15 protein-coding genes are annotated in these 14321 nt (G+C 35.6%); 3 read left to right on the forward strand and 12 right to left on the reverse strand.

What is annotated here, in order from left to right:
- Positions 1-325: CotD family spore coat protein (locus tag C568_RS0105500; protein ID WP_018780968.1), on the reverse strand; the 325-nt coding region annotated here is incomplete at its 3' end.
- Between the two features lie 151 nt (positions 326-476).
- On the reverse strand, positions 477-941 hold the full coding sequence (locus tag C568_RS0105505) for a YppG family protein (protein WP_018780969.1): 465 nt from the start codon (positions 939-941) through the stop codon (positions 477-479).
- Between the two features lie 175 nt (positions 942-1116).
- Between C568_RS0105505 and C568_RS0105510 the strand changes: the two genes are divergently transcribed.
- Positions 1117-1308: a YppF family protein gene (locus C568_RS0105510; protein ID WP_006094322.1), complete on the forward strand. Its 192-nt coding sequence runs from the start codon at positions 1117-1119 to the stop codon at positions 1306-1308.
- Between the two features lie 23 nt (positions 1309-1331).
- On the opposite strand, the gene C568_RS0105515 is transcribed toward C568_RS0105510, so the two are convergent.
- The 3 genes from C568_RS0105515 to C568_RS0105530 form a co-directional block, all read right to left on the reverse strand.
- A complete protein-coding gene (locus C568_RS0105515) occupies positions 1332-1658 on the reverse strand; it encodes a YppE family protein (protein ID WP_006094321.1) in 327 nt (108 codons plus the stop codon).
- Between the two features lie 33 nt (positions 1659-1691).
- A complete protein-coding gene (locus tag C568_RS0105520) occupies positions 1692-1934 on the reverse strand; it encodes a hypothetical protein (protein WP_003206610.1) in 243 nt (80 codons plus the stop codon).
- Between the two features lie 433 nt (positions 1935-2367).
- Positions 2368-3393 carry a DUF2515 domain-containing protein gene (locus C568_RS0105530; protein ID WP_018780970.1) on the reverse strand — a complete coding sequence of 342 codons (1026 nt, stop codon included), beginning with the start codon at positions 3391-3393 and terminating at the stop codon, positions 2368-2370.
- A gap of 103 nt (positions 3394-3496) precedes the next feature.
- Here C568_RS0105530 and recU point away from each other — a divergent pair, with 103 nt between their 5' ends.
- Together recU and C568_RS0105540 are read left to right on the forward strand one after the other, a co-directional pair.
- Complete coding sequence (gene recU, locus C568_RS0105535; RefSeq protein WP_018780971.1) at positions 3497-4099, forward strand: Holliday junction resolvase RecU; 603 nt, start codon at positions 3497-3499, stop codon at positions 4097-4099.
- Positions 4100-4164: 65 nt separating this feature from the next.
- On the forward strand, positions 4165-6849 hold the full coding sequence (locus C568_RS0105540) for a PBP1A family penicillin-binding protein (RefSeq protein WP_018780972.1): 2685 nt from the start codon (positions 4165-4167) through the stop codon (positions 6847-6849).
- A gap of 23 nt (positions 6850-6872) precedes the next feature.
- On the opposite strand, the gene C568_RS0105545 is transcribed toward C568_RS0105540, so the two are convergent.
- From C568_RS0105545 to dinG, 7 genes are all read right to left on the reverse strand, one after another.
- Complete coding sequence (locus tag C568_RS0105545) at positions 6873-7391, reverse strand: YpoC family protein (protein WP_018780973.1); 519 nt, start codon at positions 7389-7391, stop codon at positions 6873-6875.
- A gap of 4 nt (positions 7392-7395) precedes the next feature.
- Entirely contained in the window at positions 7396-8043 is a 648-nt protein-coding gene (nth, locus tag C568_RS0105550; protein ID WP_006094317.1) for an endonuclease III, read from the reverse strand.
- Positions 8044-8058: 15 nt separating this feature from the next.
- Positions 8059-8766, reverse strand: coding sequence for a DNA replication protein DnaD (dnaD, locus tag C568_RS0105555; protein WP_016114116.1), 708 nt, complete (start codon positions 8764-8766; stop codon positions 8059-8061).
- A 144-nt stretch (positions 8767-8910) separates the two neighbouring features.
- A complete protein-coding gene (aspB, locus tag C568_RS0105560; RefSeq protein ID WP_003206480.1) occupies positions 8911-10098 on the reverse strand; it encodes an aspartate transaminase AspB in 1188 nt (395 codons plus the stop codon).
- A 19-nt stretch (positions 10099-10117) separates the two neighbouring features.
- Positions 10118-10594, reverse strand: a complete 477-nt coding sequence (locus C568_RS0105565) for a cell wall elongation regulator TseB-like domain-containing protein (protein WP_003206481.1) — start codon at positions 10592-10594, stop codon at positions 10118-10120.
- 7 nt (positions 10595-10601) lie between these two features.
- Positions 10602-10772, reverse strand: a complete 171-nt coding sequence (locus tag C568_RS32625) for a YpmA family protein (RefSeq protein ID WP_000412180.1) — start codon at positions 10770-10772, stop codon at positions 10602-10604.
- 413 nt (positions 10773-11185) lie between these two features.
- The gene (dinG, locus tag C568_RS0105575) at positions 11186-13978 is read right to left on the reverse strand and encodes an ATP-dependent DNA helicase DinG (RefSeq protein WP_018780974.1); all 2793 of its coding nucleotides are present in this window, start codon (positions 13976-13978) and stop codon (positions 11186-11188) included.
- Positions 13979-14321 lie beyond the last annotated feature (343 nt).

Genomic DNA, 14321 nt, shown 5'->3' on the forward strand with positions numbered 1-14321 from the left:
CAACTCCAGGTCCACCGAATCCTCCAACTCCAGGTCCACCGAATCCTCCAACTCCAGGTCCACCGAATCCTCCAACTCCAGGTCCACCGAATCCTGGTGCAACAGGTTCTACAACATTCACATTTGAAACTGTTTGCGGGAAGAAATGTTGACTTTTAACTTGTTGATGATGAACATGTGTTGTATGTGTTGGGTGAATATGTGGTACCACCGTTGTGGAAAAAGTGTTCGTTACACATTGCTTTGTTGGATGAACGACAGGAGGTGTTGTGCAAATAGGTCCTACAGGTTTATGCCCTCCAAAACAAGGATGACAATGATACATAGTTTTTTTCTCTCCTCTCTCATTAAAAAATCTGACTACACTTTACAATATGAGAAAGGGGTAAAAGCCGCTTGTTATATATACCCATTTATTTAATGGAAATTTGTCTATATAATAGCCATTTAAATATGATAACTTGGACACGCAACTATCATCCTTTAGCAAAAAAGCCGCCAACTTGTTTTACAATCCCAGTGACTTGATTCATAGCATTCATCATTTGGCCTGCTGTATTCATCATTTTATTCACATCATAGTTACCATCTGACGTCTTAAATTGAGATACGAAACTAGAAAATTGACTTGGCTGCTGTTGTTGCTTTTGTTTATTCATCGTTGGATATGGTTGAAAAGGCTGTTTCGGTGGGTAAAACATTGATGGCTGATTCATAAAGGATTGTGGTTGCTGTGGTACATAAGATTGTTGATTCATATAGGACTGTGATTGCTGATTCATAAAGGATACTTCAAATGGCTGATAATAATTCGCTTGATTTCCATAATAAGGTGCAAATGGGTGCATATTATAGCGTAAATATGGATCTTCATTATATTGATAAAAATCCGGTTGTGTATACGAATTGATGTGTTGGTATACATTAGATTGCTGAAACATGCATTCTCCCCCTCTAACTAAGTTTCTACATATAGAATATGTACCTATAAAATAAAATGTGTAACCTTATAAATGTCTATTTTTGTCGGAAGTTTAAATTTTTAAAAAAATAAGAAAGTAAGCCTTTTCATGTTATGATAATGAAGAAGAAGATTCTCATTGGGGAGGAATCAACATGATATTAGGGGATTTAAAACAAGCTTTTGCTCAAAAAAAGGGGTACTCTACAGAGGATATGAATGAGTTGCTTGATTTTGCTAGACATCACTATTTAGAAGGAAAAATCTGCATCTCAGAATACCGAGTATTAATACGTGAATTAGAAATAAATGGGGCGAAACCCACACATACAACTGTAGAATCATAAAAACAAGAGGGTTTTCCCTCTTGTCACTTACATTGTTCTATTATATTCTGCAACGTGTATAAAATCGCCTGATGTGTTTCATAAAACCGCTTACCTTTTCCCTTATTTACAAAACATTGCAGTGCATTATTTTGTAAATTCTCATACACTTGGTCAATTTGTTGCACATGTATATACTTAGGCTTTTCATGTTTTATCCATTGATAAGCTAATTCTTTCCACACTTCTAACTCTTGATCAACCATATCCACAAAAGGCTTCATATCTTGATAAAAATCAAACTCTTTCTCTTCTCTTTTTTTTATAATCGTTTCATCATTGTACTGTATTAATTTTATTGAAGACTGCATTAATTTTCCATAATCCAATTTATTTCCACCCTCTTATGCACTTACTATGACGTTTTGAAACGTTTGAAGCCAACTTCCTTTTTCTTCGTGATGTAATAATTTATCCTCCATATGTTGAATGTGCATTTCTGTTATTTCTCCTCGATTACATATATCTTCACGTTTATCTTTTAAAGAATGATTAACTCTAAGTGAAACATTCATTTCCAGCAAATCAAGAGCACTTAACATTTGATCCATTTTTTTCATTACATTTTCCTTCTGAACCATCGCCATTTATAAAACGCCTCCTTCTTTGCTTTTCCTTTGTCATGTTATTTCGACGGGTCACTTACCACTCCTGCACGACTGACAAAACTAGTTGATATTCGGCAAAGAAATCGGTTTGTATGAGTTTTATAGAAATGGTAACAATACAAAAGGGAGGTGCTTACCATGGCTAAAAATAAAAATAAAAATGAGAAGAAGAAAAAACAAAACACACAGCAAAATAAACCTGAAACTGGAAATCCGAAGCTAGATGGTCCGAACTTTCCTGCTACATAAAGTAAAACTTTAATCGGCGGGTCTATTTCTCTTACCTAGCTTCCTCAATTTTCCCTACATTTCAATTGGAATCATACTGCCCTATTGAAACTGTATAAAAACATGAATCGATTTATGTAATCCATTCGTCCCGACTCCCTGTCAGAGAGCGGGACTTTTCTTATTATATCATGAAGTCATTGTTCCTTTTAAAAAAGCTATTCAATGAAGAAAAAAGATGTATTTGTTGTTGTTTTTGTAAAAACCATTCTGTAATATTAACTTCTTCTTTCAGTTCCTGAAAGAAAAACAATGCCTCAATATCCATTTTTTTATGGAACCAATCTTTCGTTACGTTATGGTGATGTAAAACAATTGAGAAAGCATCTCTTAACTGCGGTGTATCTTTTTCTTTTGGAATTATAAAGTACCGCTCGTAATCCATTCTTGATCCTGTAGGAAACGTTCGCAAGGAGAAATCGTAAAATAACGTTTCATATTTAGGATGAAATAATAGCCAAGCTAATTTCTTTCCGAGTTCTATACGTTTTTGTAATGTTTCAAATTGATAAACCGAAAAACCATATAGTTGCCCTTTTGTAGTCGGAAAAATTACAGCACTAAAATGAAAGAGCTCTTGAAATTTAAACAGTAAAGTTTGGAATACGTGCTTTTGAAAATATGGGTGTTCAATAATCGGTTTTTGAATCCTATTTTGTTCATTAATAATAAGTGCTGTAATAAGACGTGTGAGATCTCTTTTATTCCAAAAATCATTCCATTCCTTCTCCATAAAAATAGATACGTTAAAAAACTGTAATAAATGAAAGATTGGTTTATTCATTTTCTTGCTGTACTCGTATAACAACAATTGTGGGTATGCATCTGAAAAAATAAGCCAATTTGCACTTTCATAAGTAAGGAACAGTTGCTTCCTCATTCTTTCAGATAAAATATTCGGATAATATTCCCCTGCTAAATCTGTCATATTCCACCCAGAATTTCTCGAAACCATACTCGCCAAAAATGACCATCGGATTTCTTTATTTCTCAAGTAATATTCTTGATAAGCCTGTGTGCGTGAAATATTATCTATATTTGCTAGAGCCGTCTGTTGTTTTATATATACTATTAATTGTTTCTCTTCTATTGTACAAGAAAGTCCACTGCGCTCTCTATTTATTTTCTCATACTCATTCTGCATATGCATACAGGAATCACCACATCTCTCTTGAAAAAAATCGCATCTTTTTTGTTTTTTTTGATATAATCACCTTTGTAAGTAATTCTAGGTAAGTTGGGGTGGACAAACTATGACCATTCGTTATCCAAACGGAAAAAGGTATAATCAAGCGTTACAACCTCAAAAAACACAATTTAAAAAACATACTTATAGCAATAGAGGTATGTCTCTGGAAGAGGAACTAAATGAAACAAATCAATATTATTTAACCCATAATATTGCATGCGTACATAAAAAACCCACTCCTCTTCAAATTGTAAAAGTGGATTACCCCGCTCGAAGTGCGGCGGTTGTGAAAGAAGCTTATTTTAAACAGCCTTCTACAACAGACTACAACGGTGTATACAAGGGGAAATACATTGACTTCGAAGCGAAAGAAACAAAAAATAAAACAAGTTTTCCGCTACAAAATTTCCATCTTCATCAAATTAAGCATATGGAACAAGTAATAGCTCATAACGGAATTGCATTTGTTATTATTAAATTTACACTTTATGACGAGTTTTATTTACTTGATGCAAAACATGTCGTTTCATTTTGGAATCGCCAAGATGCTGGTGGACGCAAATCGATTACGAAACATGAAATCGAAGAGCACGGATACTTGTTATCATGCGGTTATCATCCTCGAATTGATTATATTCGTGTACTAGACATGGCTTATTTTTCGTGATAGAGTCAACAATAAGGCTCTTTTTTCGACTTTTGGGGAAAAAATGAAAGGTAGGAGAAAGTATAATGTCAGAAAATTATCGTTCTCGTACAGAACGAAAACATGCACAACATCAAAAACAAGAAACAAACCAAACGGAGAAACCAAAGAAAAAAAGTTCCTTTTTTAAGAAATTTTTAATTGGTTGCCTACTTCTTGGCATTGTTGGTCTTATAGCTGGAGTTTCCGCCTTTTTTGTAATGGTACAAGATGCTCCAAAGCTAAATAAAGCAAAACTTGTCAATCCGCTATCAACTAAATTTTATGATAAAGACAAGAATTTCTTTTATGAATATGGTGCCGAAAAGCGAACGAATATTACTTACGATCAAGTTCCGAAAGTAGTAGAAAGCGCATTCCTAGCGACAGAAGATGCTCGCTTCTATCAACATAACGGAATCGACGTTAAGCGTACTGGAAAAGCAATCCTTGAAAATGTCACAGGTGGTTTTGGTTCTCAAGGCGGTAGTACAATTACCCAACAGGTAATTAAAAACTATTTTCTAACGATGGAAAAAACATCAAAACGTAAAGTACAGGAATGGTATTTAGCTTATAAATTAGAGCAACAATATTCCAAACATGAAATTTTAGAAATGTACTTAAACAAAATCAACCTTGGTAATCGCTCCTACGGGGTTGCAACAGCAGCGAAAACCTATTATGGCAAAGACTTAAAAGATTTAAAATTACACGAAGCAGCGATGCTTGCTGGATTACCTCAAGGTCCAAACATTTATGATCCAACAAAGAAAGAAAATATCGATCGAGCAACAAAACGTCGTAACGTTGTATTAACATTAATGAATCGACATGGCTTTATTTCAAAACAAGAAATGGATGAAGCGATAAAAATTCCTGTAACAGAAGGACTTCTTCCATCTAAAGACGTAACCGAAATGCCTTATCAAGCCTTTTTAGATGCAGTCGTAAAAGAAATCGAAAAAGAAATGCCCGATGTAAATATTGGATCTGACGGATTACAGATTTATACGACAATTGATACAAAGGCACAAGAATACGCTGAACAATTACTGGATGGGGATATTATTAACTATCCAAACGATCGTTTCCAAGGTTCTTTCGTATTCATGGATACAAAAAATGGTGAGGTTCGTGCAATTGGTGCTGGCCGTAAAGAAAATAAAACGACATTTAAAGGACATAATATGGCCGTTGATATGCAGCGCCAAGTAGGTTCGACTATGAAACCAATTTTTGACTATGGTCCTGCTATTGAATATATGCAATGGTCTACATACCATCAATTAAATGACTCAGAATATACGTATTCCAACGGTAAAAAAATCCGAAATGCTACAAACAGCTATAAAGGTGATGTATCTTTACGTGAAGCATTGAAAAAATCATTAAACATCCCTGCTTTAAAAACAGCACAAGCAGTTGGGTTAGACAAATCACAAGCATTTGCCGAAGGACTTGGAATGAATTTCCAAGAGCCAGTATATGAATCAACAGCAATTGGTAGTAACAGCGCTTCTCCATTACAAGTAGCTGGTGCATATGCCGCTTTTGGTAACGAAGGAAATTATAACAAGCCACATTTCGTAACAAAAGTTGTCTTTCCTGATGGAAAAGAGAAAAACTTTAAACCAAAAGAAATACGAGCAATGAAAGACTACACAGCATATATGATTACTGATGTTCTTCGTGATGTTGTAAAACCAGGTTCTGGTGGTACAGGTCCAACAGCTTATGTATCAGGAATTGATGTTGCTGGTAAAACAGGAACACAGAACTATGATCCAGATACATTAAAAAAATATAATATTCCAGAAAGTGCTAACAGAGATAGTTGGTTTGCAGGTTATTCACCGCAATATACGATGTCAGTATGGACAGGATATGAAAAAGATTCTGAAGAAAACTATATTGCAGATAAATCACCTTCAGTCCGAATTGCACAGCAAATATTCAAAGAAATGATGAGTAAGTTTGCTACAGATACATCTCGTTTTGAACAACCTTCTTCTGTAGAACGTGTAAATGAAGAACTCTATGTGAAAGGTGCAAAAAAGGATGCTGTTAAACAGATCAAAGTAGATCCACCAACTGGTGTAACGCCATCTTATGATGCGTCATCTAATACAATTACATTAAACTGGTCTGGTCCTTCAGACGCTGAAGCTTACTCTGCAAGCTATAAAGCAAACGACGGTTCTAGCGGTGGCCTATCTGTGAGTGGCACAAGTGCTTCCCTTGGCGGAGTGAAACCAGGTGTAACTTACAGCTTCTCAGTAGTAGCGAAAAAAGGAACGGGAACAAGTGATGCCGCTGGCGTATCCTTTACTGTTCCTGGCGAGAGTGCAGAAGCTAAGAAAAAAGCTGAAGAGGATGCTAAGAAGCAACAAGATGAGCAGAAAAAAGCTGATAAGGAAGCTAAAGACAAGGCTGATAAGGAAGCTAAAGACAAGGCTGATAAAGAAGCTAAAGACAAGGCTGATAAAGAAGCTAAAGACAAGGCTGATAAAGAAAAAGCCGATAAAGAAAAAGCTGATAAAGAAAAAGCCGATAAAGAAAAAGCTGATAAAGAAAAAGCCGATAAAGAAAAAGCTGATAAACCAGATACACCAGATAAACCAGATACACCAAATAAACCAGATACACCAAATAAACCAGATACACCAAATAAACCAGATACACCAGATAAACCAACAACAGGTGGCGGAGAAGTTAATCCAACACAATAATACAAAAAAGAAGTCACCTTTCTCTAACGAGATGGTGACTTCTTTTTTTGTATGATTTTTTTTGCATACAGCTTTTCTATTTCTACATACAACTGTGCCAATTGAATATAGGAATGATAGTGATTTGGTTGCTTTGTAATAAATGAATAACGTTCCATAAAGTTAATCGGTTTTATTTGTAGCTCATCAATCTTGTTTTTAATATCCTTTAACCCTGACACTGGTTTTCCGTTTAACCAATATAAACTCGATAATAAATGAGCTGCAAAGTGAATCATTGGCCTTTTTGCTTCATTTCGCTTTCGATCCCGAAAAAATATCGATATATCCTCTTTTTTGTCTTTCCATATATCTAATACAGCTGGAATTCCCATTTCTATTTCATTCCATGGCTCATATTGTTTTCCTATATCAAATAAGAAATAATGGCTTTTTAGCAACTGTATAAAAGATTGATCTTTATGATAGATAATCTTATCTATATCCCCTTCAAAAAAGGGAGTACATCGAAATTCATCCGGTACTTGTACAACTTGTTCCATCTTTTTATTTCCCCTTCATTCGCTTCTTACCTTCACGACACACTTCTAGTAGCCGGCATTCTTCACATTGCGGCCGCTGTGCTTTGCAATGATAACGTCCAAAGAAAATCATTCGGTGATGCGTAACTCCCCACTCTTCCATTGGCACTTTCTTCATTAATGTTTTCTCTACCTCTAGAACGGAATCTTTCCAACGGCAAATAGCCAAGCGTTTACTTACACGTTCCACATGTGTATCAACAGCAATAGCTGGGATACCAAATGCTACAGAAACAACTACATTTGCAGTTTTTCTACCAACCCCTGGTAGCTTTGTTAGTTCATCCCGATCCTGTGGTACCTCTCCATTATAGTCTTCAAGCAACATTCGGCATAACTTTTGAATATTTTTCGCTTTGTTCCGGTACAATCCAATTGAACGAATATCTTGTTGCAACTCTTCTAAGGACACATTTAAATAATCTTCAGGTGTCTTATACTTTTGAAATAAACTTTTCGTTACTTTATTTACAAGGACATCTGTACATTGTGCAGATAATGCAACTGCAATTACAAGTTCAAATGGATTATCATGATTTAATTCACAATGTGCTTCTGGATACATTTCTGCCATTGTATCTAAACAATAACGAATTTGTGTCTTGTTTAACATACCTTTCCTCCTATATCACTGCTCCAACCAATTATAAAAAGGCACTTTCCCCGTATATTTGGTCTCTTGTTTCGTTACTTGCTGCGAGCGTTGTTGATTCGCTCTAAATTTTCGCCCTTGATCTTGCGCTTGATCAACTGTCTTAATTCCATTCTTTTTCCACTCAAAGAGAATACGGTCAATATATCGAAAATTAAGTTTCCCACTCATTACAGATTCTCGAAGAGCTGCTTGAATTAAATTCGGATGATGTTGATCCTGATCTTGCCACATCGCTAATGTTTCACATTCAAAAGGCGATAATGGTCTCCCAAATTCCCGTTCAAAAATTGTATATAAATTCACTTGAAGTTTCTTTTGTTCTTCTTTTTCTTCTTCTATTGTTTCATTCATTAAAAAATGCAAGATTTTTTCCCAAAGTGGTTGCAACGAATAACTTTCGCACATCATAGCTTCAGATTTTTGACTACCTTCTAATGCTAAAAAGCCTTTTTGAATTAACGCTTGAATGATTTCCATACATTTCATTTCTGTTATTGTCATTCGTTCTGCAATCTCTGAAGGAGTTGGAAAAGAATTACCCGATTCTAGAAAAGTATGCACATGGAGTACAACCATAAATTCCATCTCATTTAAGCCTAGTTTTTTATAATGCATCATAAGCAATTTTGGAATTGCGACGCTGCCTTGTTCAAACCATTGTAACATCATTTTTTTCTTCATGACCATACACCTCGCTTTCTAGTATAACACACCTGTTATAATTTTCTTTTACCACAATTCGTCAAAAAACCTCCCTATAGATAGGGAGGTCATCTTCATTTGTTCAAAGTAACTTATGTGGTAAAAATGAAAGTAATTAGCCTTTTAAGCCTGTACTTTACTTCTCATAAACGTATTAATTCGCTCTAACGCTTTCTCTAATTGTTCAAGAGATGTCGCATAGGATAAACGAACATTGTTTGGTGCACCGAACCCTGTTCCTGGAACAAGAGCTACTTTCTCTTCTTCTAACAATGCTTTTGCCCACTCATCAACGGTTTCATATCCAGCTAACGCTACAGCCTCTTTTACGTTCGGGAATAAATAAAATGCACCTTGTGGTTTAATACAAGTGAAACCAGGAATTTGAATTAATTTATCATAAATAATGTTTAATCGTTCTTCGAATGCTTGACGCATCATTTCCACAGGCTCTTGCGACCCAGCATACGCAGCAATTGCGCCGTATTGAGCGATTGAAGTAGGGTTTGACGTACTATGACTCGCTAAGTTCGTCATCGCTTTAATAAGCTGCTTATTTCCCGCTGCATAGCCAATACGCCATCCTGTCATGGAATGCGATTTAGATACACCATTAATAATAAGTGTTTGTTCTTTTAATGCATTAGAAAGCTGGGCAATTGAAGTATATTCCACGCCGCCATAAACCAATTTCTCATAAATCTCATCAGAAACAATTAAAATGTCGTGCTCTAAACATACTTCTCCAAGCTGCTGTAATTCTTCTTTGCTGTAAATCATCCCTGTCGGATTGCTCGGTGAATTTATAATAACAGCTTTCGTCTTCTCTGTAATTGCCTCACGTAGCTGCTCTGGCTTAATTTTGTACTGATTATCTTCTAGTCCTTCTACATAAACTGGCTTACCACCAGCAAGCTTTACTTGTTCTGGATAACTTACCCAATAAGGAGTCGGAATGATAACTTCGTCCCCTTCGTCAAGTAGCACTTGAAATAGTGTATAAAGTGCATGTTTTGCTCCATTACATACGATAATCTCAGTTGGATCATACGCTAATCCTTGATCACGAGTAAATTTCTTCGCAATTTCTTGTTTTAATGTTGCTAATCCACCAGTTGGTGTATATTTCGTATGTCCTTCTAACATTGCTTTATGTGCAGCATCCATAATATGCTCTGGCGTATTAAAGTCAGGTTCTCCTGCTCCTAATCCAATTACATCATGGCCTTCAGCTTTCAATGCTTGTGCCTTTGCTGTAATTTCTAAAGTTGAAGACGGTGTTAAAGCAGCTACTCGCTTTGCTAATTTCATTTGTGGTTTCCCCCTGCATCTATTTTTCAATGCTGTAATATCCAGCATATTTCCCATCTTGAAATTCTAGATAATAATACGTATAACGACCTTCTTGATCAATATATGTAATTTCCCACAACGGAACATCGTTTTCAGCACCTAATTTTGCCTTTACCAATTCTTTGGGCTTACGTTCCCCAGCCACAATTTGTAAAGCTTTCTTTTCAGAAATGCCCTCGTTCTTTTTACGTACTAGAACATTCCCTTTTTTCTCAGGTACCCAAACAATGATTTGTTCTCCTTTTTCATCTACACCTTGTACGACTGCATATGAAGATTTCCCGTTATAATAATCAACCGTTTTTACTTTCGTAAGCTTTGCTTTTTCTTTTGCAATTTCTACAACTTTTGACTCTTTCGGAATTTTCTTTTCCATTGTCGCATTATAAACATGCACCCCATATAATCCAATGGCAACGATAACGATAATGATGGCAAAGATCCACTTCTTCATTGCATCACTACGTTCTGTATATCGTAAATACTGCTGTTTCTTTTTCGTTTTCGTCTAATGCCAATCCGAACATGAGGTCCTGCTCTTTTAAAGTGCGATTCAAACTATCAACAATTTTATATAAGTCAGACGAATATTTAATACGCGTCGTTGATAGCACTTCGATTTTCTTCTCCATGAAAACTCCTCCGTTACACAAAAATTTCTAATTATAGAAGAACGCAATACGGTTACAATAAGAGTACATTCTTTACAACCCCTGCTTCATCACCCATCTATTATAGCAGGACATGTTCAGCAAAAAAAGGTTTCAAATTGAAAACCGAAACATTTGTATACAAGAAGTAAGAAAAAATAAATTTCCTCCTACCCACATTTCATGCCTGAAGTACGTCGTACTTCAGGCATATTTTTTCACTTACTGTTATTCCTTTAGCTATTTACCGATAGTAATTCCACCTACCTCAAAGTTATCTAAAAAACAACAAAAGTGAGGTAGGATATACTACCCGTCAAAAAACGATTGGCGAAGACGAAGAATCAGTGAGAAATGAAGGAACCCTCAGTGATTACAGTTTCACTTTATCCGCTTTATTCTTCTAAGTGATCTAACAGTTCTTCTAACGACCCTTCATAAAGAGGAACATTTGGAATAGATTGCATAAATCTTTTTCCGTAGAAAGAGTTGGTTAAACGACGATCTAAAACAAACACCGTTCCAGTATCCGTCATTGTACGAATTAATCGTCCAAACCCTTGCTTAAAACGAAGAATTGCTTGCGGAAGTGCCAGTTTCGTAAATACGTCGTCTCCTTTATTTTTCAACCATTCACTTTTGGCTTCCATCATTGGCTGATGAGGCGGTGTAAATGGTAACCGAACAATAACAAGATAGCTTAATGCATCTCCAGGAATATCAATCCCTTCCCAAAAACTACTTGTTCCTAACAAAATTGCTTTGTCGAACTCTTGAAATTTCCGAACTAAACGACTTCGGCTACGATTATGAACACTTTGTGTTAGTAATACAAAGTCTTCTAATTCATCCGCTTGTTTTAAATTTGTATATGTTTCCTTTAGCATTTCATAGGATGTAAACAAAACGAGCATTCTTCCATTTGTCGCTTTAGCAATCTTCATAATATGATGTGATACTTCTCTTATATACACATCCTCGCTTACTTGCTTAATAAGAGGAACATCAGTAGAAACCATTAGCTTTACTTGTTCCTCATAATGAAACGGCGATGGAACTGTTAATGTGTCTGGTGCAAAGTCATATAATCCAAGTTGTTCCTGTATATAATCGAATGTATTATTAACAGTTAAAGTCGCCGAAGTAAAAATAACGCTTCGCTTTTTTGTTAAGAACTCATCCGCAAACCTTTCTCCTATATGGACAGGTTGTGCATATAACACAGTGGAATGAATTGTACCTTTCGTTTCCGTTTCCATCCATGTCACATACTCTGTTTTTTCTAATATAAGCAGCTGCAATGAGTCGACCATTTTACGCAATAATTCAATTAAATGCATAAACTCGCCTGTAACAACATGCATCTCCCATTCGATTTTACTTTGTAATAAGTCCGCTTGTTGCTCTAGCGCAGTAAGTATTTTTCTCAATTCATATACGAAGCGATTTGTTAACTCAGCTATACTTCTCCATAGCTTTCCATCCTCTTGGTCCGCGTTATATCGATAAATAAGCGGCATATTATTTGCCCCTTGTTCTTGCTTTGTTTGCTGAAATATAAATGTACGTAACATTTGAAATAATTCATCAGCATCGAATTTAATTTCCTTTAACCTATGACTCACCATTCGAAAAGCTGAGCGTGACGAATGATGAGATTTTTTCATCAATTCATATACCTTTGATAGCACATCGTCCGTCTCTAACGTACCAAAGCGTGATAAGATTAATTGAAAGTACATGCATGAAAACTGCTCTCCAAGTGTCCTAGTCGCTGCTTCTTCGATGTGATGAGCTTCATCAAAAATAATATGTTCACAAGATGCCAAAAGTGGATCTTCACTAACAAAATCTTGAAATAGTAAAGCGTGATTTGTAATAACAATATCTGCAAATAACGCTTTATTTTTTGCTCGTTGATAAAAGCAGCGACTAAACCAGTTGCTTTGCATGCCGCCCGGACTGTACGTATCACTACAAATGCGATCCCACAGTAACTTCCCGCCTTCTGGAATATTAAGCTCGTCACGATCACCAGTCTCCGTTTGCAATAACCATACTAATACTTTTGCTTTCGTAAGCGCAGCATCATAGTTTTTCTCTTCTTCTTGCAATGCATATTCAAATTTATGTAAGCAAAGATAATGTTTTCTTCCTTTTAAAAGAGCCACTTCGAATGGAAATGGTAATATACTTTCCAATAAAGGAATTTCATTTTCAATCATTTGTTGTTGCAGTTGTACCGTTTGCGTACTAATAACAACTGGCTCTTCTCTTCTCTTTGCAAAATAAATACTTGGAAGTAAATAAGCAAGTGTCTTCCCTGTACCTGTTCCTGCTTCAATTAATGAAAAACGAGAATCTCTTAATGCTGTATATATTTCCTTCATCATTCGCTGCTGACTTTCTCTTTGTTCAAAATTTGGCATCTTTAGCTCAAGTTGTCCCATTGACTTGTGTAAAAAAGCATCAAACTTAGATAAACAATCATCACCGATTTCTAATGAATAATTTCGTTTTCGAAGCGCAATATTTCGATATACTTCATATTCCTTTGCATCTTCTGTACCAAGCATCACTTTATTTAAAATATTTTCTGAAATGATATTCGCTATATCACTTTGGAATACATCGCTTAGTTCATATAAAGATTGTAATGTGACAAGCGGTAGTTTTTCTAATTGATTTAGAAATTGTAAAAATAATTCCGCTGTCACAAGAGCATCACTATCCGCACGATGCGGTTGATCATGTTCCAATTCATGTTTTTTTGCTAAATCACGCAATTTATAGCTATCAGCTGTCGGCAATAAAATTTGTGCCAATTCAACCGTATCAATTTTTGGACAGTTTACTTCTCCATATCCAGCCTGTTTTAATTCTTCCTTCAAAAAATTCCAATCAAAGTGAACGTTATGTGCAACAAAATAAGCACCCTGTAATAGTTCGGCTACCATCGGCGCTACATCGCAAAATAGCGGGGCTTGTTTCACGAGATTTTCATCAATCCCTGTTAATTCTGTAATAAATGGAGGAATCTCTCTCTTCGGGTTAACAAAAGACGAAAAGATTTCCAATATCTCTCCATCTTCTACTACAACAGCTGCAATTTGTGTAATTCTGTCCTTCCCATCTTTCCAGGAGTTCCCTGTCGTCTCTAAATCGACAACGACATAACGCTTACTCATATGTAACACCTCAATTTCTTACCCTTTCAAACAACAAAAATTCATATATTGTTACTATACCACGTTTTATATCATCTTAATGAAAAGATGGACAAAAAATAGAAGAGCCTGGTATTGAAAAAAGGACTCTTTCTATTCATTCGAGTATATAGTTTCAAAAAAATCTTTAATCTTCTTTATTAATGAATAATTTTTCCGAACCGTTTTTTTACGTGTATTTACATAAAGTAAGCTTCCATCTGCGGGATTTTACATGCTATTATCCTCACTCACCTATTTGCGCGCCTCTCTGAATCTTGAGGTAGATGTCTTACTGCCGTGATAGCAAGATAAAATGAAAAGC

This window comes from Bacillus sp. 95MFCvi2.1, assembly GCF_000374965.1.
Lineage (GTDB): Bacteria > Bacillota > Bacilli > Bacillales > Bacillaceae_G > Bacillus_A > Bacillus_A pseudomycoides.